Raw genomic sequence first — 22865 nt, forward strand, 5'->3', positions numbered from 1 at the left:
ATGTCTGCTGAACTTGCTGAGCCAGCATCCAAGATCGAGCTGCCCGCGCACATTGGTGGTGGTGGGGAAATTCCCACCTTCAACATCACCTTGCGAGTACGGCGCTACAATCCCGAGGTCTCGGAAGAGCCCGTATGGGAAGACCACCAGCTCACGATGTACGGCACCGACCGCGTGCTGGACGCCCTGCACAAGGTCAAGTGGGAAATCGACGGCTCGCTGTCCTTCCGCCGTTCCTGTGCACACGGTGTGTGCGGCTCCGACGCTATGCGCATCAACGGCCGTAACCGCCTCGCCTGCAAGACCCTGCTGAAGGACTTGGACACGTCCAAGCCCATCACCGTTGAACCGATCAAGGGCCTCCCGGTGGAGAAGGACCTGATCGTGGACATGGAGCCGTTCTTCCAGTCCTTCCGCGAGGTCATGCCCTTCCTGATCAACAAGGGCCACGAGCCCACCAAGGAACGCCTGCAGTCCGTCGAGGACCGTGAACGCTTTGACGACACCACCAAGTGCATCCTGTGCGCTGCGTGCACCTCGTCGTGCCCTGTGTTCTGGACCGACGGGCAGTACTTCGGGCCGGCCGCCATTGTGAACGCGCACCGCTTCATCTTCGATTCCCGCGACGATGCCGGCGACATGCGCTTGGAGATCCTCAACGACAAGGAAGGCGTGTGGCGCTGCCGCACCACCTTCAACTGCACGGAGGCTTGCCCGCGTGGCATCCAGGTGACCCAGGCCATCGCCGAAGTCAAGCAAGCCATCCTGGCACGCAAGATCTAGTTTCCGAAGTTAAAGCACGACGACGGCGCCGCCCACCGCTTTGGTAGGGGGCGCCGTCGTCGTTTGAAGTGGAAGGCAAGCACATGACAACGTCCGTTAAGGTCAACTTCGAGGGCACCACCGGGGAAATGCTCTCGGGGTTGCTGGACGTGCCTGAAGGCCCGGTCCGCGGCTGGGGTGTGTTCTCCCACGGTTTCACCCTGGGGAAGGACAGTCCGGCCGCCGCGCGGATCTGCAAGGGCTTGGCAGCTGCCGGCGTAGGGATGCTCCGCTTCGACAACGTCGGGCTGGGCGGCTCGGGCGGGGAATGGTCTCAAGGGTCGTTCAGCCATAAGGTTGCCGACACCGTGCGCGCCACCGAGTTCATGCGGTCCGAAGGCAAGACGATTTCCCTGCTTGTCGGCCATTCCTTCGGCGGAGCGGCCGTCTTGGCCGCCGCGCGGGACATCCCGGAACTCCATGCGGTGGCGACCGTCGGCGCGCCCTTCTCGCCCAAGCACGTTGAGCACGTCTTTGACTCAGCAATGGACAAGATCCTCAGCGAAGGAAGCGCGGAGGTCGATTTGGGCGGCAAGCGCGTCGAGATCCGCCGCCACTTCGTGGAAGATCTCCAGAACGCGGACCTCAGCGATTGCATCCGGACCCTGCACAAGCCCCTCATGGTGCTGCACTCCCCCACCGACAACACGGTGGGCATCGAAAACGCCAGCACCATCTTTCAAACGGCCCGGCACCCGCGCAGCTTCGTGTCACTCGAAGGCAGCGATCACCTGTTGACAGGCAAGGGCCAGGCGGCACGGGTAGCCAAAATCATTTCGGCGTGGGCAGGTCAGTACCTCGGCGACTAGGCCTTATGTGCCTTTGGCGGGGAAGGTTTCGTGGGGAAGGAATGGGGCGCAGGGTGCCGTGATCCGAGAGCCGGCTTGCGATGTGGCCCTTGCCCCTCATCTGATTCCCTGATGGCCGCCCATGCAGCGGAGACCAAGTAGACCTGGCTGACCAGGTTGAACCAAATGAGAAGACCGATGATGATGGCAAATGAGGCCAGAAGGGGATTCCGTCCGGCATTCGCCAGCAACTCGGTGCTGAAAATCTGGAGAATGGTGGTCCCGATACCGGCCAGCACTGTCCCTTCGAATAACGCTCGACGGCGAAGCTTCAGCCGGCCTGCGAAGCGGAACATGATAACCGCCGTCGCCCAATTGAGGACCAGTGGAACGGCCGTGCGGACGAGCCAAGTGACGGGGCCGCCCACGGCGTCAGCCAAGCCGAGCCGTTCGATGATCCATCCGGTCGCCGTCCCGAACACCAGCGAAACACCGGCACTGACCACCAAGGCGACGCCCAGCAGCAGGAGGGTACCGGCGTCGCGGGCCTTCATCAGCAGCGGGTTCTCTTGGAGGGGGTCCAGCCCCAAAACGCCGCGAAGACCTTGCCGGATTCCGGCGATCCAGCCGAGCGCGGAAAACACCGTCACGACGGCGGCAATGGCAGCTGTCCAGCCAAGGCCTGTGGGATTCAAGAGATCATGCGGATCTACCAGTCCGTTGCCTCCTCTGGTTTTCAGGAGCCCGGGAGCCGATGTAGCGACGCTCGAGACAATTGAATCAACCAGTTGGGGTTGCCCGCTGAGAACCAAGCCGGCCACGGCGAATCCCGTGGCCAGCAGACCTGTGATGGAGAAGAACATCGTGAAGCCTATGCCCGCGCTCAACAGCGGGCCATTGTGCAGGTTATAAAGATTAAACGCCCGCATGGGCCGGAAATTGCTCAGCCGGGCGAGGGCAAGGTTGATGAATGCCGGTATTTTGGCGCCACCATTGCCTGAGCGGCGAGCCTTTCCCCATTCCACCTGCCGCTGAATGAGCTGCAGCCTGAGCTGCGCCCCTTCAGTGGGTAGGGGCGGTCTAGCCGCTTGCTGCCGATCGGGGTGCGTTGCTTTCACGTGGTTGGTCTGTGTCGCCGCCAAAGTCGAGCTCTTCCCGTAGCTGCCAGATGCCATTGTCGTCGTGCTCGTAAAGTCCCATGCTAACCACAGGGAAGGTGGCGGTGTAGTTCTTGAGCGCCGTTTCGGCTTCGTCAAGACTTTCGGGTGCGACGTCGTGGGCTACCGTCACGTGCGGGTGGTAGGGGAACGGAAGATCGCGTGCCAACGGGCCGCTTTGCAACTGTTCGTGCAATCCCACGCACTCGGCAAATCCATCTTCGACGTTCACGAATACCACCGGTGACACCGGCCGGAAGGAACCTGTACCGGAAATCGTGATCTTGAATGGTGCCTGCCGGCGGGCAACGTCCCGGACATGCTCCCGCGTGGCTTCCCAGTCCCGGGCGGGCGTAGTGGTGACGAGGGTGATATGGGCAGGAATGACCTCGGCCATAGGGTCCCCAAAGGAGGCACGCCATTGTTGTAGTTCCCGGGCCACCTCCTGGGGGAAGCCCAGGATGACGCCCACGCACAGGCTGTCGCTGCTCGCGCTGTCGGCCTCGTGTGCAGCCGAATCCGTGCGGGCATCAGTGACCTGGCCAGCGCCCCTTGGAAGGGAGCCGACCCGGACGCTGAGCTTGCCAGCAGCGCACATGTGCTTAGCGGATCCCTGTCCGCCCGGCAAGGGCAAGGAAGCCCATCCGTTTGTAGACCTCGCTCAAGGTCACGGAAGCAACTTCCCGGGCCCTCGCAGCCCCCTTGGCCAGGAGACGGTCAAGCTCAGCGGGATCGCCCATGAGTTCGGCCGTTCGGTCCCGCAACGGAGTGATGAAATCAACCATCACGTCGGCCAGGTCCACCTTCAGGTGACCGTACATCTTGCCTTGGTACTCCCCTTCGAGGTCCGCAATCGTCTTGCCCGTCAGGCTGGAGTAGATCGTCAGGAGATTGGACACACCAGGCTTGGCGTCGCGATCAAAGCGAATCACAGTGTCGTCGTCCGTCACGGCCGACTTGATGCGCTTGGCTGCGATCTTCGGGTCCTCCAGCAATTGGATGGAACCGTTGGGCGATTCGCCGGTCTTGGACATCTTGGAAGTGGGGTTCTGAAGGTCGTAGATCTTGGCGCTGCTCTTCAGGATAGTGGCCTCGGGCACCGTGAAGGTCTTACCGAAACGGGTGTTGAATCTCTGAGCCAGGTTTCTGGTGAGTTCAAGGTGCTGGCGCTGGTCTTCCCCCACAGGAACCAAATCCGCCTGGTAAAGCAGGATATCCGCGGCCATGAGCGTGGGATAAGCGAACAGGCCCACCGTGGCGGCGTCCGCCCCGGATTTCTGCGTTTTGTCCTTGAATTGCGTCATACGTGACGCCTCGCCGAATCCTGTGATGCAGTTCAGCGCCCAGGCGAGCTCGGCGTGCTCAGGCACGTGGGACTGCACGAAGAAGATGCACTTCTCGGGATCGATACCGGCGGCGATGTATTGGGCGGCGACTGTCCGGGTGCGCTTGGCCAGCTCTTCGGGTTCGAAGTCGACCGTGATGGCGTGCAGGTCCGGAATGAAAAAGACTGCGTCGTACTCGGACTGCATGTCCACCCAGTTGCGGACGGCGCCAATGTAGTTTCCCAAGTGCAGCGAGTCCGCCGTGGGCTTGGCGCCTGAGAGGATCCGCTTCTTGGGCTCGGTTTTGGTAGTTGCTGCCATGGTTGCAGCAGCAGCGGGTTCAGTTGTGGTGGAGCTGGTCATGTGGAAACTTTCGAAAGCCTAGAGCCGGTAGTCGACTACCAGCGGTGCATGGTCGGAGAAGCGGGTGTCCCATGACGGTGCCCGGTCAACGACGGCCGACAGAGCGGCTGCCGCGAGTCCGGGAGTGGCCATGTGGTAGTCGATGCGCCAGCCCGTGTCAGTATCAAAGGCCTTACCGCGCTGGGACCACCAGGTGTAGGGGCCATCGACTTTTCCTGCCAAGCCCCTGTGGACATCCCTCCATCCGATCTCGTCGCCGAAGAAGCGGTCGAAGTACTCCCGCTCCTCAGGAAGGAAGCCTGCACGCTTGGTGTTGCCCTTCCAATTCTTGATGTCGAGCTCAGTGTGGCCCACGTTGAGGTCACCCACCACCAAGGCGTGCTCGCTGTGTTTGGCGAGTTCCGGAAGCCTGGTGCTCATGACATCCAGGAAGCGGTATTTGTCCACCTGTTTGGGCGTGTCCACTTCGCCGGAATGCACGTAGGCGCTGACGACGGTCAGGGTGGTGTCCTCGCCACCGCTCGTCTTCACGGCATAGTCGGCCTCGACCCAGCGACCGGTGGTGGCAAAATAGTCGTCGCCGATTCCCACGCGGGTAGCGTCGGGCTCCTGCCGCGAGGCGATGGCTACGCCCGCGCGCCCCTTGGCCTCGGCTTCGGCGTGCAGGATGTGCCAGCCTTCGCCGATGAGCTGGTGGACCACCTCATCTGGCGCGCGGACCTCCTGCAGACACAGGATGTCGACGTCGCGCGGCTCAAGCCACTCCGCCATGCCCTTCTTGTAGGCGGCGCGAATGCCGTTGACGTTGACGGTTGCGATGCGAAGGAAGTCCTTCTTCAATGCCGAGCTCACCCGCCTACTCTAGTCGATGATGGTGCCCGAAACGGGCTCGTCGGTGCCGCCGGAGGACTTGATCATGTCCCGGGCGTTGCTTGAGGTAATTGCTATGGTCTCCAAAGCGCGGGTGATGGTGTCCTGATCTGCGGACTCACCCTTCGCCCGTTCGTCCTCCACGACGCGAACCTGCACCTGGACAATCTTGAACGAATGGTCCAGTTTGAGGTCCCGCATTTCATCCGCTTCGCTGCGTTCCGAGACCACCCGTGTGCCGCCATGGTCAGCGCTCGACGACGACGGCGCCCGGCCGGTGGCCGCGTTGAAGGCGTTTTGTGCCTCAGCGAGTTTTTCTCCAGCCCGTTTAGCGGCCCTCTGGATACTGAAAACGACGAAAGCGGCAAGAGCGAGCCAGCCGAAGGAAACAACGGCGACAATCCAACCGACGACGTCGTTCTGGTTGGCCGCGAAGATCACGGCCACCAGGAACGCGATGAGCACTACCGTCATGCCCAGCCCGCCGACGCGGAAGCCTTTAAAGGGGCTCTTCGCGGAAGCGGATGGGGGAACAGATGACGGGGAGTCGCCGAGAGATCGCATGCACTAATTGTCGCAAACTCCGGACGGCGCACCGGCCGCTTCCACCCCGGGCGAACAGCACGAACCGCTATTTCAGAAAGAGCTTGCGCAACCTTCCGGTGGTGAGCATGATGCCAAGCACGATCATCACGAGGTAGTAGCCGACGTGAACTGCCGTGGCCGGGCTAAAGGAAGCAATGCTGATCTGCCGCAGAAGCTCTACGCCGTGCCACAGGGGAAGCGCTTGGATAAGCCACTGGATGTATTGGGGATAGACGCTCAGGGGGTAGAAAGTGGCGCTGAACAGGAACATCGGCAGCATGAAGAAGTTGATCCAGTCCATCTGCTGGAAAGTCTTCATGAAGCTCGTGATGCCCATCCCGAAGCTCGCGAAGCCGAAAGCGATCAGTACGGACGCAGGGATGACCAGGAGGGCCCACGGGGTAGTGATGAGCCCCATGACGGCCATGACGGCCGTGAATCCTGTGGCGTAGAGGAGTCCGCGCAGCAGGGCCAGGAAGATCTCCCCGATGGCTACGTCCAATGGACCGAGTGATGTGTAGAGCATGCCTTGGTACAACTTGGCGAAGTTCATCTTGAAGAAGACGTTCCAGGTGGAGTCGTACACGGCGCCGTTCATGGCGGACACGGCAAGGAGTGCCGGCGCGATATAGGCCGCATAGCTGATTTCCTGCCCGCCCGGTCCCGTCACGCTCCCGACAATCGAGCCCAGTCCTACGCCCATGGAAATCAAGTACAGCACCGGCTCGAAGAACCCGGACACCAGGATCAACCACGTGCTGCTTTTCGCCGCCATGAGGCCCCGGGCCACAACGGCGAGCGCGTTGCGGGAGTACAGCGGACCGAACGTCCGCTCACGGGCAGCGTCCGTGGCGCTATGCGGTCCAGTCAAAATGCTCATGTTCCCATCCTCCTGACGAACTGGCGCCGCGTCAGCATCCAACCTGCCGCGGCCGCGCCCACAAGGAACACGACGTGCGTCACCGTCAGCAAGGGGTTTTCCTCAAGTCCGTAGGTGAAGACGCGCCCCAACTGCGTACCGTGCCAGACCGGGGAGATCCAGCCGATCCAGCGCACTCCAAGCGGCAGCGAATCCAGCGGGAAGAAGGTTCCCGAAAACAGGAACAGCGGCACCACGATGAATCGCTGCACCAAGGCGAACTGCCCGGAATCTTTGGTGATGCTCGAGGCATAGGCCATGAGCGGCAGCCCGAAGGAGAGCCCGGCCACCGTGGCAACCACCGCCGACACCCAGCCCCACGGACTGGGTGAGGCACCGAACAGGGCCACGATGAGGAAGTAGAGCAGCGATTGCGCAAGGAACTTCAAGGTACTGGCCATGATGTGGCCCGCAGCGATCTGCTGCGGAACCAGCGGAGAAGCATGCGGGCCATAGAACACGCGGCGCCACTTGAAGCCGTCCATGATCGGGTAGGAGAAGTCCCCGGATGCTGTCATGACCGCGGAGGAGACCAGCAGCGCAGGCGCGATGAAAGTCAGGTAGCTCACTCCGCCGAACACCGAAGCGCCATTCGCATCCACCAGGCTCGCCAAGCCGATGCCCATCGCGAACAAGTACGCCACCGGCTGGCCCACGCTGTACAAGAACACCGACCAGCCATAGCCACGCATCACCCTGAGGACCTGTTCGGCATAGAAGAACGACCCCCAACGCCGAGCCCGGCTGGCCGAGACGCCCGGCGAGTGTGCGCGCAAGGGGCGATCCGCCGTCGGGAGCTGAACGTCAGCCATGGGTCCTCCTACTCAGCTGTCCCCTAATCAACGAGGCTCCGTCCGGTCAACCGAAGGAAGACGTCCTCCAAGGAAGAGCGCCGCACGAGGGACGTCAAGGGCCGGAGGCGGCGTGCGGAGACTTGCTCGAGGGCCGATTCGCCGTCGTTAGCGTAGATGAGCACCCGGTCCGGAAGCGTCTCGACGCGTTCGCCGATGCCGGCGAGTTCGCTTCCGATGGTCGCGTTGCGTTCCGAACCGAAGCGGAGTTCCAGGACCTCGCGCGTGGAGTATTCCCGGATCAGGCTTGCAGGCGAGCCTTCGGCCATGATCCGGCCCTTGTCCACCACGATCAACCGGTCACAGAGCTGTTCGGCTTCGTCCATGTAATGCGTGGTGAGGATCAGCGTGACGCCTTGTTCCTTGAGCCTGAACAACCGGTCCCAGAGGATATGCCGGGCCTGCGGGTCCAACCCCGTGGTGGGTTCGTCCAAGAGCAGGATCTTGGGTTCGTTGATCAGCGAGCGGGCAATCGTCAGACGCCGTTTCATGCCGCCCGAGAGGGCGTCCACCCTGGATTTGGCTTTGTCTGTCAGCTGGGCGAACTCGAGCAGTTCGTCGGCCTTCGGGCGCAAATAGCTCATGGGCAGGCCGAAGTAGCGGCCATAGACAATCAGGTTTTCGCGGACCTTCAGTTCCTCGTCGAGGTTGTCCTGCTGCGGCACTACGCCAAGGTGCGCGCGAACTTCGGGCCCGTGGGTTTCGGGGTCGAGGCCCATGATGCTGAGCTTCCCGGAGGTGCGCTGGGTGACGCCGCCGATCATCTTCATGGTGGTGGACTTACCCGCTCCGTTGGGACCCAGAAGCCCGAAGGACTCCCCCGCCGGAACCTCGAAGGAGATCCCGTCGACGGCGGTGAGCTCGCCGTAGCTCTTGGTGAGTTTTTCGGCTGTGATGACTGCAGGTGGGTTCATCTGGAAGCTGGCTGAAGTGGAGAAGGAGCGTGTGGCTTCATTGTGCACCCCAGCAGACTAGTAGAGCCAAGGAATACGTGAAAGAGGTATTGCGCAATTTTCTGGAATAACCCCTATGGAACGCTGCCCCTTGTGACATTCTGCTGGATCATTCCGCGCATCAAGCCCCGGAAACCGCGTGGTTCCGGGGCTCGATGGTTGAGTCAGAGCGAATGATCCAGCAGAATCCGCCGATTCCTCACTTTGTCGGATGTGCCCGCAGCACTTCCAGCCGCTGGCGGTACTCGGTCTCGTCGATTTCGCCACGCGCATAACGCTCCCTCAGCACACTCTCGGCCCCCTGGGTTGCTGCCCAATCGTGCTTACGACGCCACATCTGGCGACCGAAGAGAATGAAGAATCCGATGACCAGGATCCAGAACAACGGGATCAGGAGGAAAAACGGCCAGAAGACGAATCCGCCCCGGGTCCATGGACGACGTCGGTGGGCAGCTGGGCGGCCGCGGCGCCGAGGGTGGTGCTCAGTGATGTCAACATGTCCAGTCCAAACTCTCAACAGGCCGTATCTCGGCTCTGGTTCCAGTCTGGTTTTCCGCCCCTCCAAACGCGTCGGCCACCGGGAGTCACTTGCAGCCGGCCACCTACTCCCCCGGGAGACTGCGCGGACGCGCTAGCTGCTCCAGCCCGGTCGGACCAGACCGGATTCGTACGCGAGAACCACCAATTGCGCCCGGTCCCGGACACGGAGCTTGGTCATGATGCGGGAAACGTGGGTCTTGGCCGTCAAGGGAGTGATGAACAACCGCTCGGCGATCTCGGCATTGTTCAGGCCTTCGCCCACCAGCGCCAGGACCTCCCGTTCGCGTTCGGTGATCTGGTCCAGCGGTACGGCCTTCGACGCCGCCCTGCTGTGCACGGCGAGCTGGGCCATGATGCGGCGCGTCACCGACGGCGAAAGGAGGGCGTCGCCGTCGTGCACCACCCGCACGGCGCGGATCAGTTCCTCCGGCTCGGTGTCCTTGACGAGGAAGCCGGCGGCACCGGCGCGCACCGCTTCGGCGATGTATTCGTCCAGCTCGAAGGTGGTGAGGATGATGATCCGGGTGTTCGTGAGTCGGGGGTTGGCCAGGATCTGCCGGGTTGCGGCCAAGCCGTCGCCGTCCGGCATGCGGATGTCCATCAGGACGACGTCGGGCACCTGGCTTTCGGCCAGCCTGACCGTCTCGCGGCCGGTGCCGGCCTCCGCCACTACCTCCATGTCCGGTTCGGCGTCCAGGAGCGCCCGGAATCCCGCCCGGATGAGGGTCTGGTCGTCGGCAAGGAGCAGGCGGATCATGGCTGGTCCCCTCGCCTGTTAGGGTCCGGCGGGAGCATCGCTTCCACGCGCAGTCCAGGTTCCAGCGGCGTCAGGCGAAGCGTGCCGCCGAGGGCCTCGACGCGCTCGCGCATGCCTCTCAGCCCGTTACCTGCGGGGGCTCCGCGAAGGCCTGCGCCGTCGTCGTCGATCCTCACCTTCAGTGCGTTCCCCGCCCATTCCAAAAGTACGACGGCGGACGCCGCGCCCGAGTGCCTGCGGACGTTGCTTAGCGCTTCCTGGACTACCCGATAGGCCGTTTCCTGCTGTGCCGTTTCCTGCTGTGCCGTTCCTACTGGTTCATGGGCCACGGAGTTTTCAAGCCGCACATCCAGGCCGCCGCGCCGTGCGTCTTCCACGAGTTCCGGGATCCGCGCGAGACTTGGCGGGGCCGGCGGGCTCAACGGGGCATCGTCGCGGAGCACACCGAGAAGCTGACGGACTTCGGTCAAGGACTCCTTGCTCGCGGCCTTGATGGCTTCGAGTGCCGGCCGGAGCTTCTCCGGATCGTTTGTGCCTAAATGGAGCGCCACCGAGGCCTGGACGTTGATCATCGAAAGGGAGTGTGCCACCACATCGTGGATATCGCGGGCGAGCGTGAGCCGGTACTCGTCCCGTTCGGCCTGTTTCGCGGCCTCGCGCCGGCGTCGGTATTCGGCCATCCGCTCGCCCCGCCGTCGGAAGCCTTCACCGATCAGGACGAGGATCGCCGTCCAGGCAACACCGGCGGAGGCTCGAATAAGCGCGGGATCATTGCCGGCGAAAACGGCGGTCAGCACGATGGCGGCGGCGCAGAATCCAGCCCCCAGCCAGGCCTCCCAGCGCAGCCCGGCGGCTGCCGTCAGGATGATCGACACCGCCAAGGACAGCACAATCGGGCCCCATGCGTAGCCGAGGAGCACGTAGCTGAACGTGGCCGCGAGGGTGATCGGCAGCATGACCGCGGGCTTGCGGGTCCGGAAAGCCAGGGCGGCGGGCCCTGCGAAGAGCAGCATGAAGGCGAGGGGATCCAAGGGGCGCAGAGTTCCCTGGTGGTTTGCCGAAAACACGGTTCCCAGCACTTGAATCAGGGCCACCGCGATCACGATGAAGCTCGTGGGGGGACCCTGGAAACGCCGCTGCATGTTCCGAGCCTAGCCGCGCACGGCTCCGGCGTCGTCGTGTTAAAGGCGTAGGGGACCTACTCCCGCGGGAGTAGGTCCCCTACGCCGTTCACGTCCGCTGCTAGGCGATGCCTGCGTGCCGTTCGGCGGTCTCCACCACATTGGCGAGCAGCATGGCGCGGGTCATCGGGCCCACACCGCCCGGATTCGGCGACAGCCAGGACGCAACGCCGGCAGCGGCCGGGTCCACGTCCCCGGTGACAACGGCCTTACCGTTGCCGTCGTCCACACGGCTCACGCCGACGTCGAGCACGATGGCGCCCGGCTTGAGGTCCCCGGCTTTGATCATGTGCGGCACCCCGGCAGCTGCAATCACGACGTCGGCCAGCTTGAGTTCGGCGGGCAGGTCCACGGTGCCCGTGTGCGCCAGGGTGACCGTGGCGTTGACGTCCTTGCGGGTGAGCAGGAGCCCGATGGGACGGCCGATGGTGACGCCACGGCCGACCACCAGGACCCGCTTGCCCTTGAGTTCGATGCCATGACGACGGAGCAGTTCCACGCAGCCCTTGGGGGTGCAGGGCAGCGGGGACTTCATGACACCGCTGACGTTGGCCACGAGCCGGCCAAGGTTCATGGGATGCAGGCCGTCGGCGTCCTTTTCGGGGTCCATGGCCTCCAGGATCACGTCCTGATCGATGTGCTTGGGGAGCGGCAACTGCACGATGTACCCGGTGCATTCCGGGTTTTCGTTGAGTTCACGGACCACCTCGAGGAGCGCTTCCTGGCTGACGTCTTCAGGCAGGTCACGCCGGATTGACGTGATGCCGACCTCGGCGCAGTCCTTGTGCTTGCCAGCCACGTACCATGTGCTGCCCGGATCCGAGCCCACCAGGATGGTGCCGAGTCCCGGCACCACTCCCTTTTCGCGGAGGGCGGCTACACGGATCTTCAGTTCGGACTTGATGGCGGAGGCGGTGGCCTTGCCGTCAAGAACTTGTGCGGTGGACTGGTATGTCATTCCATCAGCTCTTTCTCGTGGGTGGCCTGCGGCTTACCACTGCTCGTGTTGCGGATAGAGCGGGAAGTCCGCGGCGAGCTTGTCGACGCGGGCCTGCAGGGCTTCGACGTTAGCGGCTGATCCGGACTTCAGTGCCGAAGCGATGATCTCGGCAACCTCGGTGAATTCGTTGGCACCAAAGCCTCGGGTGGCCAGGGCCGGGGTGCCGATGCGCAGTCCGGAGGTGACCATCGGCGGGCGGGGATCGAACGGAACAGCATTGCGGTTGACGGTGATGCCCACCGAGTGCAGGAGGTCCTCTGCCTGCTGGCCGTCCAGCTGCGAGTTTCGCAGGTCAACGAGAACCAGGTGGACATCGGTGCCGCCGGTCAGGACGGACACGCCTGCTTCGGCCACGTCCGCTTGGTTGAGGCGGTCGGCGATGATCTTGGCGCCTTCCAGGACGCGCTCCTGGCGTTCCTTGAATTCCTCGCCCGCTGCGATTTTGAAGGCAACGGCCTTGGCAGCGATTACGTGCATGAGGGGACCGCCCTGCTGGCCCGGGAAGACATTGGAGTTGAGCTTCTTCGCCCATTCTTCCTTGGCCAGGATCACGCCGGAGCGAGGCCCCGCGAGCGTCTTGTGCACCGTAGAGGTGACGACGTCGGAGTGCGGCACCGGGCTCGGGTGCAGGCCTGCCGCCACGAGGCCGGCGAAGTGCGCCATGTCCGTCCAGAGGAGAGCGCCGACTTCGTCTGCGATGGAGCGGAAAGCTGCGAAGTCGAGGTGGCGTGGGTAGGCCGACCAACCGGCGATGATGACCTGCGGTTTCTCGGCAATGGCCTGTTCGCGGAGCTTGTCCATGTCCACACGGAAGGTGTCGTGCTCCACCTGGTAAGCAGCCACGTTGTAGAGCTTGCCGGAGAAGTTGAGCTTCATGCCGTGAGTCAGGTGGCCACCGTGCGCCAAGGACAGGCCCAGGATCTTGTCGCCCGGTGTGATCATGGCGGACAGGGCCGCGGCATTGGCCTGCGCACCGGAGTGCGGCTGCACGTTGGCGTACTCGGCATCGAAGAGGGCTTTCACGCGGTCAATGGCCAATTGCTCGGCGATGTCCACGTATTCGCAGCCGCCGTAGTAGCGCTTGCCCGGGTAGCCTTCGGCGTACTTGTTGGTCAGCACGGAGCCTTGGGCCTCCATGACGGCACGGGGCGCAAAGTTCTCGGAAGCGATCATTTCCAGGGTGCCGCGTTGGCGGCCGAGTTCCTGGTCCAGAACCGCTGCGATCTCGGGGTCGAGTTCGGAAAGCGGCTGGTTGCTGATGGTCGCGGAGGTGATGGTGGTGGTCACGAAGATCTCCTGGATAGGCAACGGGTATTTCTACAGGTCAGGCTACCGGCTGGGTTTTTTCCATGCCCGTTGATGACGGGACGGGGCACAGCGACAGTAAAACGTGACCCTCGGCCCAGGCGTACGATCCGTGGTCTTCAAAATGCCGCTCCCTGGTGGTACACCACCCAACGCCAGTCGCGACGACTTAAACAGTACAACAGGTGCGCAACGGTAGGCTTTGCGTGTGACTGACTCCACCCTGCCTACGTCTTTTGTTGTAACCCTGTCCTGCCCGGACCGGCCCGGGATCGTGCACGCTGTTGCAGGCGCCTTGCTGGAGGCGGGCTGTAACATCGCCGACTCTCAGCAATATGGCAGTCCCAGCACGGGAAACTTCTTCATGCGCGTGGAAGCCACGACGTCCTCGACCCAAGCAGAACTGAGTTCGGCGCTGGCCCCCGTGGCCGAAGCATTCGGCATGAAGTGGCAGATCAACCCGGTGGGCCAGAAGGTCCGTACCCTCATCCTGTGTTCCAAGGACGCCCATTGCCTCAATGATCTGCTATTCCAGCAACGCACGGGGACCCTTCCCATCGAGGTGCCGGCCATTGTGTCCAACCACCGGGATCTCGAAGGCCTGGCCGAGTTCTACGGCATTCCTTTCCACTACATCCCCGTCACGCCGGACACCAAGGCCGAAGCGGAGGCGAAACTCCTCGCGCTCATCCACGAGCACGGCATCGAACTGACTGTCCTGGCGCGTTACATGCAGGTCCTCTCCAACGATCTCTGCACCGAGCTCAACGGCAGGGCCATCAACATCCATCACTCCTTCCTGCCCTCCTTCAAGGGTGCCAAGCCCTACCACCAGGCCCACGCCCGCGGTGTGAAGATCATCGGCGCCACGGCCCACTACGTGACGGCCGACCTCGACGAGGGCCCGATCATCGAGCAGGAAGTCATCCGTGTGGACCACGCACGCACGGCCGAACAATTCGTGCAGATGGGTCGCGATGTCGAGGGCCGCACCCTTACCCAGGCCGTGCAGTGGCATGCCGAACACCGCGTCCTGCTCGACGGCACCCGCACAGTGGTCTTCAACTAGCTCGCATTTCTTGTCGTTATGAGCCCTCATAACGACATCTACTGCTAGTTAGTTGTGTGCTCTACGCTGGGGACATGACGCCGCGCCTGACGGAATGCCGCGATTGGTTCATCCGTCTGCTCAAAGAGGAACACAGGCACTCGCTATTCGAACTAGGCTGTGCGACCGGCGTCGAAGGATTGGAATTCGTGCGGGCGGGCCTGCACTACACCGGTGTCGACCTGTCCGAGGAAAGCATCCACCTCGCCCGGGCGAAGGGCTTGGACGCCAGTGTGGCCAACGGCCGGTCTCTGCCCTTCGCAGATGCCTCGTTCCCCGCCGTGTGGACTATGGACACCCTCATGCACGTCCGCAACACTCGAATCAACGACGTCGTCAGCGAACTTGTGCGGGTCAGCGCGGCTGGCGCGCCGATCGCCGTCGGGCTCTGGTCAGGTGACGATGAAGAAGTCCTCAACCAAGACGACGAAGACGAGCCGCGGCGGTTCTTCAGCCGGCGGAGCGACGCAACCGTGCTGCGGATCTTCGGGGCGCACGGCGTCGTCGAGCACTTTGAGACCTGGCCCGAAGGCACGGGAATTGAGTCCGGGCCGGGAGCCGGGCAATGGGTGCAGCATTACCAGTTCTTGGTCCTTCGGACGTCTCCGGGACCAACCAGCTAACAGTTGTTGCCGTTATGAAGGCTCAAAACGACACCTACTGCTAGCTAGTTGAGTTGGGGCCCGGGTGATCTAGGCTTGCCGCATGACTCCCATTTACACCTTTGCCGGGGATACCCCGGTCATCCATGAAACCGCCTTCGTGGCGCCCACGGCATCGATCATCGGCAAGGCTACCCTCGGCGAGGACTCCAGTGCCTTCTACGGGGTGTCGGTCCGTGCAGACACTGCCACCATCAGCGTCGGCGTCGGCTCGAACCTCCAGGACAATGTGGTCCTGCATGCCGATCCAGGTTTCCCCTGCACCGTCGGCGACCGTGTCAGCGTGGGACACAGTGCAGTGGTGCACGGATGCACGGTGGAGGACGACTGCCTCATCGGCATGAGCGCCACCATCCTGAACGGCGCCGTCATCGGCACCGGTTCTCTCGTGGCGGCGGGCGCTGTCGTGCTCGAGGGAACTGTCATCCCGCCGCGCTCCTTGGTTGCCGGCGTGCCCGCCAAAGTGCGCCGCGAACTGAGCGAAGACGAGCTCGACGGCGTGAGGCACAACGCGGCCCACTACCGGGAGTTGGCGGCGGCGCACCGCGAGATGCACGCGCAGGGCTAACGCGGGCGGGTCCATGGTCTCGACACAAGTCCGCCCCGTTGCGTTAACTTCTTGACTGCAAGCGTGATTTGAGGCACGCTTCATGTCATGCCCGCAACCTCCCGCTCGACGAAGAGTCACCGCAAGAACCCTGGCTCCCAGTCCGCGTTGCGCCACTTGAACCAACAGCGGCTCATCGAATGCCTGTTGAGCGGCCCCTCCACCCAAGCCGAACTCGCAAGGCAAACGGGACTTTCCACGGCCACAGTGTCCAACATCGTCAAGATCATGCAGGACGCCGGGCTTGTCTCAACCGAACCGATAACCAGCTCCGGACGCCGGGCACTGAACGTCAGGCTCAACAGCAACGGTGCCGTGGCAGTCGGAATCGACTTTGGCCGCCGCCATCTGCGGGTGGTCCTGGCATCGCTTGGCTATCACATCATCGTCGAGGAAACCGTGACCCTACCCCTTGGCCACCACGCCGAACAGGGTATCAGTGCCGCGGTCTCACTCCTCGACAAACTGCTGGTAGAAAGCGGCGTTGACCGAAGCGCCGTAGTGGGCGCGGGGGCCGGCATCGCCGGCCCCATCGACCGCCGTTCCGGCACCGTGGCGCAAGGCGCCATCCTGCCGGAATGGGTGGGGATCCAGATTCTCGAACGACTGGAGGAAGCCCTCAATCTGCCCGTCTACGTTGATAACGACGCCAATCTGGGTGCCCTGTCCGAGGTGACGTGGGGGCCGCACAGCGGAATCAGCAACCTCATGTTCCTCAAGATCGGTTCCGGCATCGGCGCAGGCCTCATTATCAATGGCGCGCCGTACTACGGGGCGGTGGGAATCACGGGAGAAATCGGCCATGCAACCATCCACGAATACGGCGCCATCTGCCGCTGCGGCAATCGCGGCTGCTTGGAAACGATGGCCTCAACCACCACCATGATCGAGCTCCTCGGCAAAGGGTCGGGCCTGCACCTCGAACCCGAAGATATCGTGCGCAACGCCCTGGCCAGGGACTCAGCGACCCTCCGCGTGGTGGACGACGCAGGACTCGCGGTGGGGCGGGCGTTGGGCAATGTGGCGAATCTCATAAACCCCGAAGTCATCGTGGTGGGCGGCCCCCTGGCCAGCCTCGGCGACATCCTCCTGGACCCAATCAGGCGCGGCCTCGTCCGCCACGCAGTGCCCGTGATCGGCGAGACGACGCACTTGGCGATGTCCTCGCTCGGCGCCCGGGCGGAAGCGCTTGGCGCGGCCGCTTTGGTGTTCCAGCACGCCGGTATCAAGCAGTCCTGAGTATTTCGTTACCACGCTGTTATCCCCGTCTTGCGTTAAAGTCTTGACGACAACCGGTGTGATCCAGTTTACTTTCTCATCAGATACTCATCAGATACTCATCAGATAGGTTCGCCATCCCCGAGCCGACAACGACGTCAACCATTGGAGGCGCGAGGGTATGTCAACCCCCACAACGAACCCGGACCCGATCCTTCTCGAGATGCGGTCCATCACTAAGGAATTCCCCGGAGTGAAGGCTCTCTCGAACGTCAGCCTCCGGGTCAAGGTGGGCGAAATCCACGCCATCTGCGGCGAAAACGGTGCAGGAAAGTCCACGTTGATGAAGGTGCTCTCCGGGGTGTACCCCTACGGCAGCTACGACGGCGACATCGTTTACCAGGCTGAAGTCCAGCAATTCAAGGACATCCGGGCGAGCGAGCAAGCTGGAATCGTGATCATCCACCAGGAACTCGCGCTGATCCCGGAACTGTCCATCACTGAAAACATCTTCCTCGGCAACGAGCCCGTCCGCCGCGGCATCATCGACTGGGGTGAGGCACGCAAGCGGTCCATCGAATTGCTCGCGAGGGTTGGCCTGCGCGAGGACCCCGATACCCCCATCAAGGAAATCGGCGTCGGCAAGCAGCAACTGGTGGAAATCGCCAAGGCCTTGAACAAGTCCGTGAAGCTGCTCATTTTGGACGAGCCCACAGCCGCCCTCAACGAATCGGACTCCCAGCACCTGTTGGACCTCATCCTGGGCCTCAAAGGCCGGGGTATCACGTCCATCATGATTTCCCACAAGCTCAACGAAATTGAGCAGATCGCGGACGAGATCACCATCATTCGCGATGGCAAGTCCATCGAGACGCTCAACGTGAAGAAAGACGGCGTCGACGAGGACCGGATCATCAAGGGCATGGTTGGGCGGACGCTCGAGTCCCGCTTCCCCGACTACACGCCCAAGATCGGCGACGTGTTCTTCGAAGTCAAGAACTGGAACGTCGGCCATCCCCAGATTCAGGACCGCCTGGTCTGCAAGAACTCCAACTTCCACGTGCGCCGCGGCGAAATCGTGGGGTTCGCAGGCCTGATGGGCGCTGGCCGCACCGAGCTTGCCCGTTCAGTTTTCGGCCACTCCTACGGCCGGTTCATCTCTGGGCAGGTGTACAAGGACGGCAAGCCCATCAACATGCGGAACGTCCGCCAAGCGATCGACGCCGGTCTTGGCTACGTCACCGAGGACCGGAAGAGCCTGGGCTTGAACCTCCTGGACGACATCAAGACCACCACGGTGTCCGCCAACCTGAAGAAGGTCAGCCGGGGAATCGTCGTGGACACCAACAAAGAGTTCATGGTGGCCGAGCAATACCGGAAGTCGCTGCGCACCAAGACTCCCTCGGTGGAAGAAGGTGTCTCGAAGCTCTCCGGTGGCAACCAGCAAAAGGTGGTTCTCGCCAAGTGGATGTTCACCGATCCGGACCTTCTCATCCTTGATGAACCCACCCGCGGAATCGACGTCGGGGCCAAGTATGAGATCTACGGAATCATCCAGCAGCTGGCCAACCAAGGGAAGGGCGTGATTGTGATTTCCTCCGAACTTCCCGAACTACTGGGGCTCTCCGACCGGATCTACACCATTTTCGAAGGTTCCATCACTGGCGTACTCAACAAGGACGAAGCCAGCCAGGAAAGCCTCATGAAGCTTATGACATCCAGCCGCAAAGCCGCCTGACCCCGGTCATCTCCAGAAACACACGGACACAAGGACCCAAAACAATGAACGCGCTCAAGAAGCTATTCGGTGGCAACACCCGCCAATTCGGCATGATTTTCGCCCTGGTTGCACTCGTCATCTTCTTCCAGATCTTCACCGAGGGGCGCACGCTCACCCCCGGCAACGTCATCAACCTCTTCAACGGCAACTCCTACATCCTGATTCTGGCCATCGGTATGGTCTTGGTCATCATCGCCGGCCACATCGACCTTTCCGTAGGTTCGGTAGCGGCCTTCGTCGGCATCTCGGTGGCCCTGGCCATCAGGGACTGGCACCTACCGTGGTACGCGGCCGTGCTCTTCGGACTCCTGCTCGGCGCCCTCATCGGCGCATGGCAAGGATTCTGGACGGCATACGTCGGCATTCCGGCGTTCATCGTGACCCTGGCCGGCATGCTGCTGTTCCGCGGTTTCAACCAGTTCGTCGGCAAGTCCAACACCGTTCCGGTGCCCGAAGACTTCCAGTACCTGGGCTCCGGGTACCTGCCCGAGGTCGGGCCGAAGACGGGGTATAACAACCTGACGCTCCTGCTGGGCCTTATCGCCGTCGCATTCGTTATTTTCAGTGCGATTCGTTCCCGCCGCACCGCACAGGCATTGGGCGCCGAAGTACAAGAAGGCTGGGTCATGGTCACCAAGCTCGTGCTGGTGAACGCCGCCATCCTCTACGCGACATACCTCTTCGCCACGGGCCGCCCCGGCACCTCTTTCCCGATCCCGGGACTTATCCTCGCCGTCCTGGTCCTGATCTACGGATTCATTTCCGCCAAGACGGTCATCGGCCGCCACATCTACGCTGTCGGCGGCAACCGCCACGCAGCCGAGCTCTCCGGCGTCCAGTCCAAGAAGGTCAACTTCATGGTCATGATGAACATGTCCATCCTGGCAGGACTCGCCGGCATGATTTTCGTTGGCCGCTCCACCGCTTCGGGCCCGTTCGACGGCGTCGGCTGGGAACTTGACGCCATTGCAGCCGTGTTCATCGGTGGCGCGGCTGTCACCGGTGGCGTGGGCACCGTGATCGGCTCGATCGTCGGTGGTCTTGTCATGGCTGTGCTCAACAACGGCCTGCAGCTCCTCGGCGTCGGCGCCGACCTCACCCAGATCATCAAGGGCCTCGTGCTGCTGGCAGCGGTCGCCTTCGATGTCTACAACAAGACCCAGGGCAAGAAATCGATCATCGGAATGATGATGAAGAACTTCGGCCGGAGCAGCGAAAACGCTCCGGACGAGACGACCTCAACCAGGGAAACCATCTCGAGGGAAGCCTGATCGGCTTCACAGCAACTTGTTCCATCCACAACAAAGAAAGCGAACCAAGTTATGCGAATGTTTGGTAAAGCAGGGAAGGCAGCAGCAGTAGCTGCGATCGCGGCACTGGCGCTGACGGCCTGCGGCCGTACGGACAGCGGCAGCTCCGGTGGTTCGTCGAGCGGCAGCGAGGCGTTCCCCAAGGGTTCCTCGATCGGCGTCGCGCTCCCCCAGAAGACCAGTGAGAACTGGGTCCTGGCGGAAAAGCTCTTCAACGACGGGCTTACGAGCGCAGGCTTCAAGCCCGATGTGCAGTTCGCCAACGGCGGCGTTTCGGAGCAGCAGAACCAGATCAGCGCCATGATCACCAAGGGTGACAAACTCATCATCGTCGGTGCCATTGACGGCGCTCAGCTGGGCACGCAACTCAAGCAAGCCAAGGACGCCGGAGCTACGGTCATCGCGTATGACCGCCTGTTGCTGAACACCGCCAACGTGGACTACTACGTGGCTTACGACAACTTCAAGGTCGGCGTGCTGCAGGGCCAGGCCCTGCTGGACGGTCTCAAGTCCAAGAAGCCGAACGGCCCGTACAACATCGAACTGTTCGCTGGTTCCCCCGATGACGCCAACGCGAAGGTCTTCTTCGACGGCGCCATGAGCATCCTGCAGCCGAAGATTACTGACGGTACCCTCAAGGTGGTTTCCGGCCAGACGTCATTCGAACAGGCCGTCACCCAGGGCTGGAAAGCAGAAAACGCCCAGAAGCGCATGGACACCCTGCTGGCAGGTACCTACACCAGCGCGTCGCTGGACGGTGTCCTGTCACCGAACGACACCCTGGCCCGCGCCATTCTGACGTCGGTCAAGGCCGCCGGGAAGCCGCTGCCGATCGTCACCGGCCAGGACTCCGAAGTTGAGTCCGTCAAGTCGATCCTTGCGGGTGAGCAGTACTCAACCATCAACAAGGACACCCGCAAGCTGGTTGAGCACGCCATCACCATGGTCCAGGACGTCCAGTCCGGCAAGACCCCGGAAATCAACGACACCAAGTCCTACAACAATGGCGTCAAGACCGTTCCGGCATACTTGCTGCCTCCGGTTATCGTGACCCTCGCCAACGTGAAGACTGCCTACGTGGACGATCCGATCCTCGGCCCGATCACCAAGTAGTTTCCGCTTCAAGTACCACAGCGACGGCGGCCATCCCCACTTGCGGGGGTGGCCGCCGTCGTCGTCTCCGGGTCCATCCGCCGCTTGGACACTGCTTCACAGGCCCCGCATAGCAACAGCTGCACAGTCGCACAGCCGCAGTGAGCACTGTTAGGTGAGCAGGCGCGCCGCTGGGGCGGGCCAGGTCCAAAAGGAGAATCGTGAGCGTCCTCGCCCGGAGTGTAGGCAATGCTTTCCGCAACAAGATAAGAACCGCGGCTGTGGTGGCAGTGCTCGCTGTCGCGATCGGGCTGGCGCTGGCCATGCTCGTGGCCAACCAAGCCGTCGCCGGCAAAGTCCAGGAGCTCAACGCCTCCGTGGGCACGGTCCTGACCGTGAACCCCGCCGGTGCGCAGGGCTTCGACGGCGGCGGCGAGCCGCTGACCACGGCACAGACCGCGACGGCGGCAGCCGTACCGAACGTCGTCTCCGTGGTGGGCACCAAGGCTCTGCGACTGGAGACCGCAACGGCGGCCTCCACCTCAACCACGGGTACCACCGCGCAGCAGGCCGGACCGGGTGGTGGCGGTCCTGGCGGCGGCACCAGCGTTACCACGAACCTTCAGGCAGCCATCGACGCCGGGACCCTCGGCAATCGCAACAACGCCAGCGGCAGCACCGGCAGCGGAACCGCAGGTGCCGGAAGTACCGGAAGTACCGGAACCACGCCAAGCTTCTCGCTGCCCATCACGGCCACCGGCATCGGCGCCGAGGTGGACACTGCTGGCAAAGCCCTAAACATCACAAGCGGCACCGGCCTCGGCGACTACACCGTGGCCAGCACCAAGGCCCTGGTAGGGACCACGCTCGCGACAAAGAACAACCTCAAGGCCGGCTCAACCTTCACCATCGCCGGCAAGACGTTCACGGTGGCAGGCATCTTCGACGCCGGCACCACTTTCGGCAACAACGCCGTCTACACGACCCTCGCGGAAGCCCAGGCCCTCGCTGCCACACCGGGCGAGCTCTCCAGCATGGTGGTGACCGTCAATAGCATGGCGAACGTGGACGCGGCCAAGACGGCGCTGCAGACTGCCCTCGGCTCCGGCAAGGCGGACGTGACACAGGGCCAGCGGAACCTCGAGACCGCAGTCAGTTCCCTGGACAGCGTCAAGAACATTTCGCTCGTGGCCTTCATCGCAGCGCTTGGCACCGCCGGACTGATCATCCTGCTCATCATGGTCATGCTGGTCCGCGAGCGCCGTCGTGAGATCGGAGTCCTGAAGGCCATCGGCGCCCGCAACCGCACCATTGGTCTGCAGTTCGTGCTCGAAGCCTTGGTCCTCGTGGCGCTCGGCAGCATCGTAGGTGCCGCCATCGCGTCCTTCGCGAGCGGCAGTATCGCATCGGCGCTGATCAGTTCGAACAGTTCGACGGCGGCCACGGGCCAGCGCGGCCCCGGTGGCGGAGGCTTCGGGGGCGCTGGTTTTCCCGGCGGGAGCCCCTTCGGCGGCGCTTCCCAGCTCCTCACCTCCGTCACCGCGAGCGCCTCCCCTGATGTGATCGCCTTGGGCATCGCGGCAGTCTTCGGCGTCGCCGTCGTCGGCGCCTTGGTACCCGCGCTGCTCACAGCCCGTATCCGCCCCATTGAAGTCCTGCGAGGAGAATAACC

Annotated in this window: 23 protein-coding genes and 1 riboswitch; of the genes, 10 read left to right on the forward strand and 13 right to left on the reverse strand. The window is 62.8% G+C overall.

The genetic code is table 11. From position 1 onward, the window contains the following. Both ABD884_RS16915 and ABD884_RS16920 read left to right on the forward strand, forming a co-directional pair. Complete coding sequence (locus ABD884_RS16915) at window positions 1-783, forward strand: succinate dehydrogenase iron-sulfur subunit (RefSeq protein ID WP_028266362.1); 783 nt, start codon at window positions 1-3, stop codon at window positions 781-783. Window positions 784-866: 83 nt separating this feature from the next. Next, window positions 867-1631: an alpha/beta hydrolase gene (locus ABD884_RS16920; protein WP_345048288.1), complete on the forward strand. Its 765-nt coding sequence runs from the start codon at window positions 867-869 to the stop codon at window positions 1629-1631. Here ABD884_RS16920 and ABD884_RS16925 read toward each other — a convergent pair. The 13 genes from ABD884_RS16925 to glyA form a co-directional block, all read right to left on the reverse strand. Then, the gene (locus ABD884_RS16925; RefSeq protein ID WP_376955021.1) at window positions 1628-2590 is read right to left on the reverse strand and encodes a YihY/virulence factor BrkB family protein; all 963 of its coding nucleotides are present in this window, start codon (window positions 2588-2590) and stop codon (window positions 1628-1630) included. The two genes, ABD884_RS16920 and ABD884_RS16925, sit on opposite strands and share 4 nt — an antisense overlap. A gap of 100 nt (window positions 2591-2690) precedes the next feature. Then, window positions 2691-3365 carry a 2'-5' RNA ligase family protein gene (locus ABD884_RS16930; protein WP_345048290.1) on the reverse strand — a complete coding sequence of 225 codons (675 nt, stop codon included), beginning with the start codon at window positions 3363-3365 and terminating at the stop codon, window positions 2691-2693. Between the two features lie 4 nt (window positions 3366-3369). Beyond that, window positions 3370-4413 (reverse strand): tryptophan--tRNA ligase, encoded by a 1044-nt coding sequence (gene trpS, locus ABD884_RS16935; protein ID WP_345054979.1) that lies wholly within the window; start codon window positions 4411-4413, stop codon window positions 3370-3372. A 60-nt stretch (window positions 4414-4473) separates the two neighbouring features. Beyond that, window positions 4474-5307, reverse strand: coding sequence for an exodeoxyribonuclease III (locus tag ABD884_RS16940; protein WP_345048291.1), 834 nt, complete (start codon window positions 5305-5307; stop codon window positions 4474-4476). 9 nt (window positions 5308-5316) lie between these two features. After that, on the reverse strand, window positions 5317-5889 hold the full coding sequence (locus ABD884_RS16945; protein WP_345048294.1) for a hypothetical protein: 573 nt from the start codon (window positions 5887-5889) through the stop codon (window positions 5317-5319). Between the two features lie 67 nt (window positions 5890-5956). Next, on the reverse strand, window positions 5957-6790 hold the full coding sequence (locus ABD884_RS16950) for an ABC transporter permease (RefSeq protein ID WP_345048296.1): 834 nt from the start codon (window positions 6788-6790) through the stop codon (window positions 5957-5959). Continuing rightward, the gene (locus ABD884_RS16955) at window positions 6787-7641 is read right to left on the reverse strand and encodes an ABC transporter permease (protein ID WP_345048299.1); all 855 of its coding nucleotides are present in this window, start codon (window positions 7639-7641) and stop codon (window positions 6787-6789) included. The genes ABD884_RS16950 and ABD884_RS16955 overlap by 4 nt, the downstream gene beginning before the upstream one ends. Window positions 7642-7664: 23 nt before the next feature. Next, window positions 7665-8594, reverse strand: a complete 930-nt coding sequence (locus ABD884_RS16960) for an ABC transporter ATP-binding protein (RefSeq protein WP_345054984.1) — start codon at window positions 8592-8594, stop codon at window positions 7665-7667. Window positions 8595-8832: 238 nt separating this feature from the next. Further along, window positions 8833-9150: an SHOCT domain-containing protein gene (locus ABD884_RS16965; RefSeq protein WP_345048302.1), complete on the reverse strand. Its 318-nt coding sequence runs from the start codon at window positions 9148-9150 to the stop codon at window positions 8833-8835. Between the two features lie 114 nt (window positions 9151-9264). Further along, window positions 9265-9930, reverse strand: a complete 666-nt coding sequence (locus tag ABD884_RS16970; protein WP_345048306.1) for a response regulator — start codon at window positions 9928-9930, stop codon at window positions 9265-9267. Continuing rightward, window positions 9927-11072: a sensor histidine kinase gene (locus ABD884_RS16975; protein ID WP_345048311.1), complete on the reverse strand. Its 1146-nt coding sequence runs from the start codon at window positions 11070-11072 to the stop codon at window positions 9927-9929. The genes ABD884_RS16970 and ABD884_RS16975 overlap by 4 nt, the downstream gene beginning before the upstream one ends. Before the next feature lie 100 nt (window positions 11073-11172). Further along, window positions 11173-12069 (reverse strand): bifunctional methylenetetrahydrofolate dehydrogenase/methenyltetrahydrofolate cyclohydrolase, encoded by an 897-nt coding sequence (locus ABD884_RS16980; protein ID WP_345048314.1) that lies wholly within the window; start codon window positions 12067-12069, stop codon window positions 11173-11175. Window positions 12070-12102: 33 nt separating this feature from the next. Continuing rightward, complete coding sequence (gene glyA, locus ABD884_RS16985; protein WP_345048319.1) at window positions 12103-13398, reverse strand: serine hydroxymethyltransferase; 1296 nt, start codon at window positions 13396-13398, stop codon at window positions 12103-12105. A gap of 106 nt (window positions 13399-13504) precedes the next feature. After that, window positions 13505-13589: riboswitch (ZMP/ZTP riboswitch) on the reverse strand. Window positions 13590-13624: 35 nt separating this feature from the next. Between glyA and purU the strand changes: the two genes are divergently transcribed. The 8 genes from purU to ABD884_RS17025 all read left to right on the forward strand — a co-directional run bounded on the left by purU (window position 13625) and on the right by ABD884_RS17025 (window position 22863). Beyond that, a complete protein-coding gene (purU, locus tag ABD884_RS16990; RefSeq protein ID WP_028266349.1) occupies window positions 13625-14485 on the forward strand; it encodes a formyltetrahydrofolate deformylase in 861 nt (286 codons plus the stop codon). A gap of 74 nt (window positions 14486-14559) precedes the next feature. Next, window positions 14560-15147 (forward strand): class I SAM-dependent methyltransferase, encoded by a 588-nt coding sequence (locus ABD884_RS16995; RefSeq protein WP_345048323.1) that lies wholly within the window; start codon window positions 14560-14562, stop codon window positions 15145-15147. A gap of 82 nt (window positions 15148-15229) precedes the next feature. Beyond that, complete coding sequence (locus tag ABD884_RS17000) at window positions 15230-15754, forward strand: gamma carbonic anhydrase family protein (RefSeq protein WP_345048327.1); 525 nt, start codon at window positions 15230-15232, stop codon at window positions 15752-15754. Between the two features lie 87 nt (window positions 15755-15841). Continuing rightward, the gene (locus ABD884_RS17005) at window positions 15842-17032 is read left to right on the forward strand and encodes an ROK family transcriptional regulator (RefSeq protein WP_345048329.1); all 1191 of its coding nucleotides are present in this window, start codon (window positions 15842-15844) and stop codon (window positions 17030-17032) included. Between the two features lie 160 nt (window positions 17033-17192). Beyond that, window positions 17193-18749 (forward strand): multiple monosaccharide ABC transporter ATP-binding protein, encoded by a 1557-nt coding sequence (gene mmsA, locus ABD884_RS17010; RefSeq protein ID WP_345048332.1) that lies wholly within the window; start codon window positions 17193-17195, stop codon window positions 18747-18749. A gap of 44 nt (window positions 18750-18793) precedes the next feature. Next, entirely contained in the window at window positions 18794-20062 is a 1269-nt protein-coding gene (gene mmsB / locus ABD884_RS17015) for a multiple monosaccharide ABC transporter permease (RefSeq protein ID WP_345048334.1), read from the forward strand. A 51-nt stretch (window positions 20063-20113) separates the two neighbouring features. Continuing rightward, entirely contained in the window at window positions 20114-21214 is a 1101-nt protein-coding gene (locus ABD884_RS17020; protein ID WP_345048336.1) for a substrate-binding domain-containing protein, read from the forward strand. Between the two features lie 200 nt (window positions 21215-21414). Further along, window positions 21415-22863 carry an ABC transporter permease gene (locus tag ABD884_RS17025; protein ID WP_345048338.1) on the forward strand — a complete coding sequence of 483 codons (1449 nt, stop codon included), beginning with the start codon at window positions 21415-21417 and terminating at the stop codon, window positions 22861-22863. The last annotated feature ends 2 nt before the right edge of the window (window positions 22864-22865 follow it).

The sequence above is a fragment of the Arthrobacter methylotrophus genome, from assembly GCF_039539965.1.
GTDB classification, from domain to species: domain Bacteria; phylum Actinomycetota; class Actinomycetes; order Actinomycetales; family Micrococcaceae; genus Arthrobacter; species Arthrobacter methylotrophus.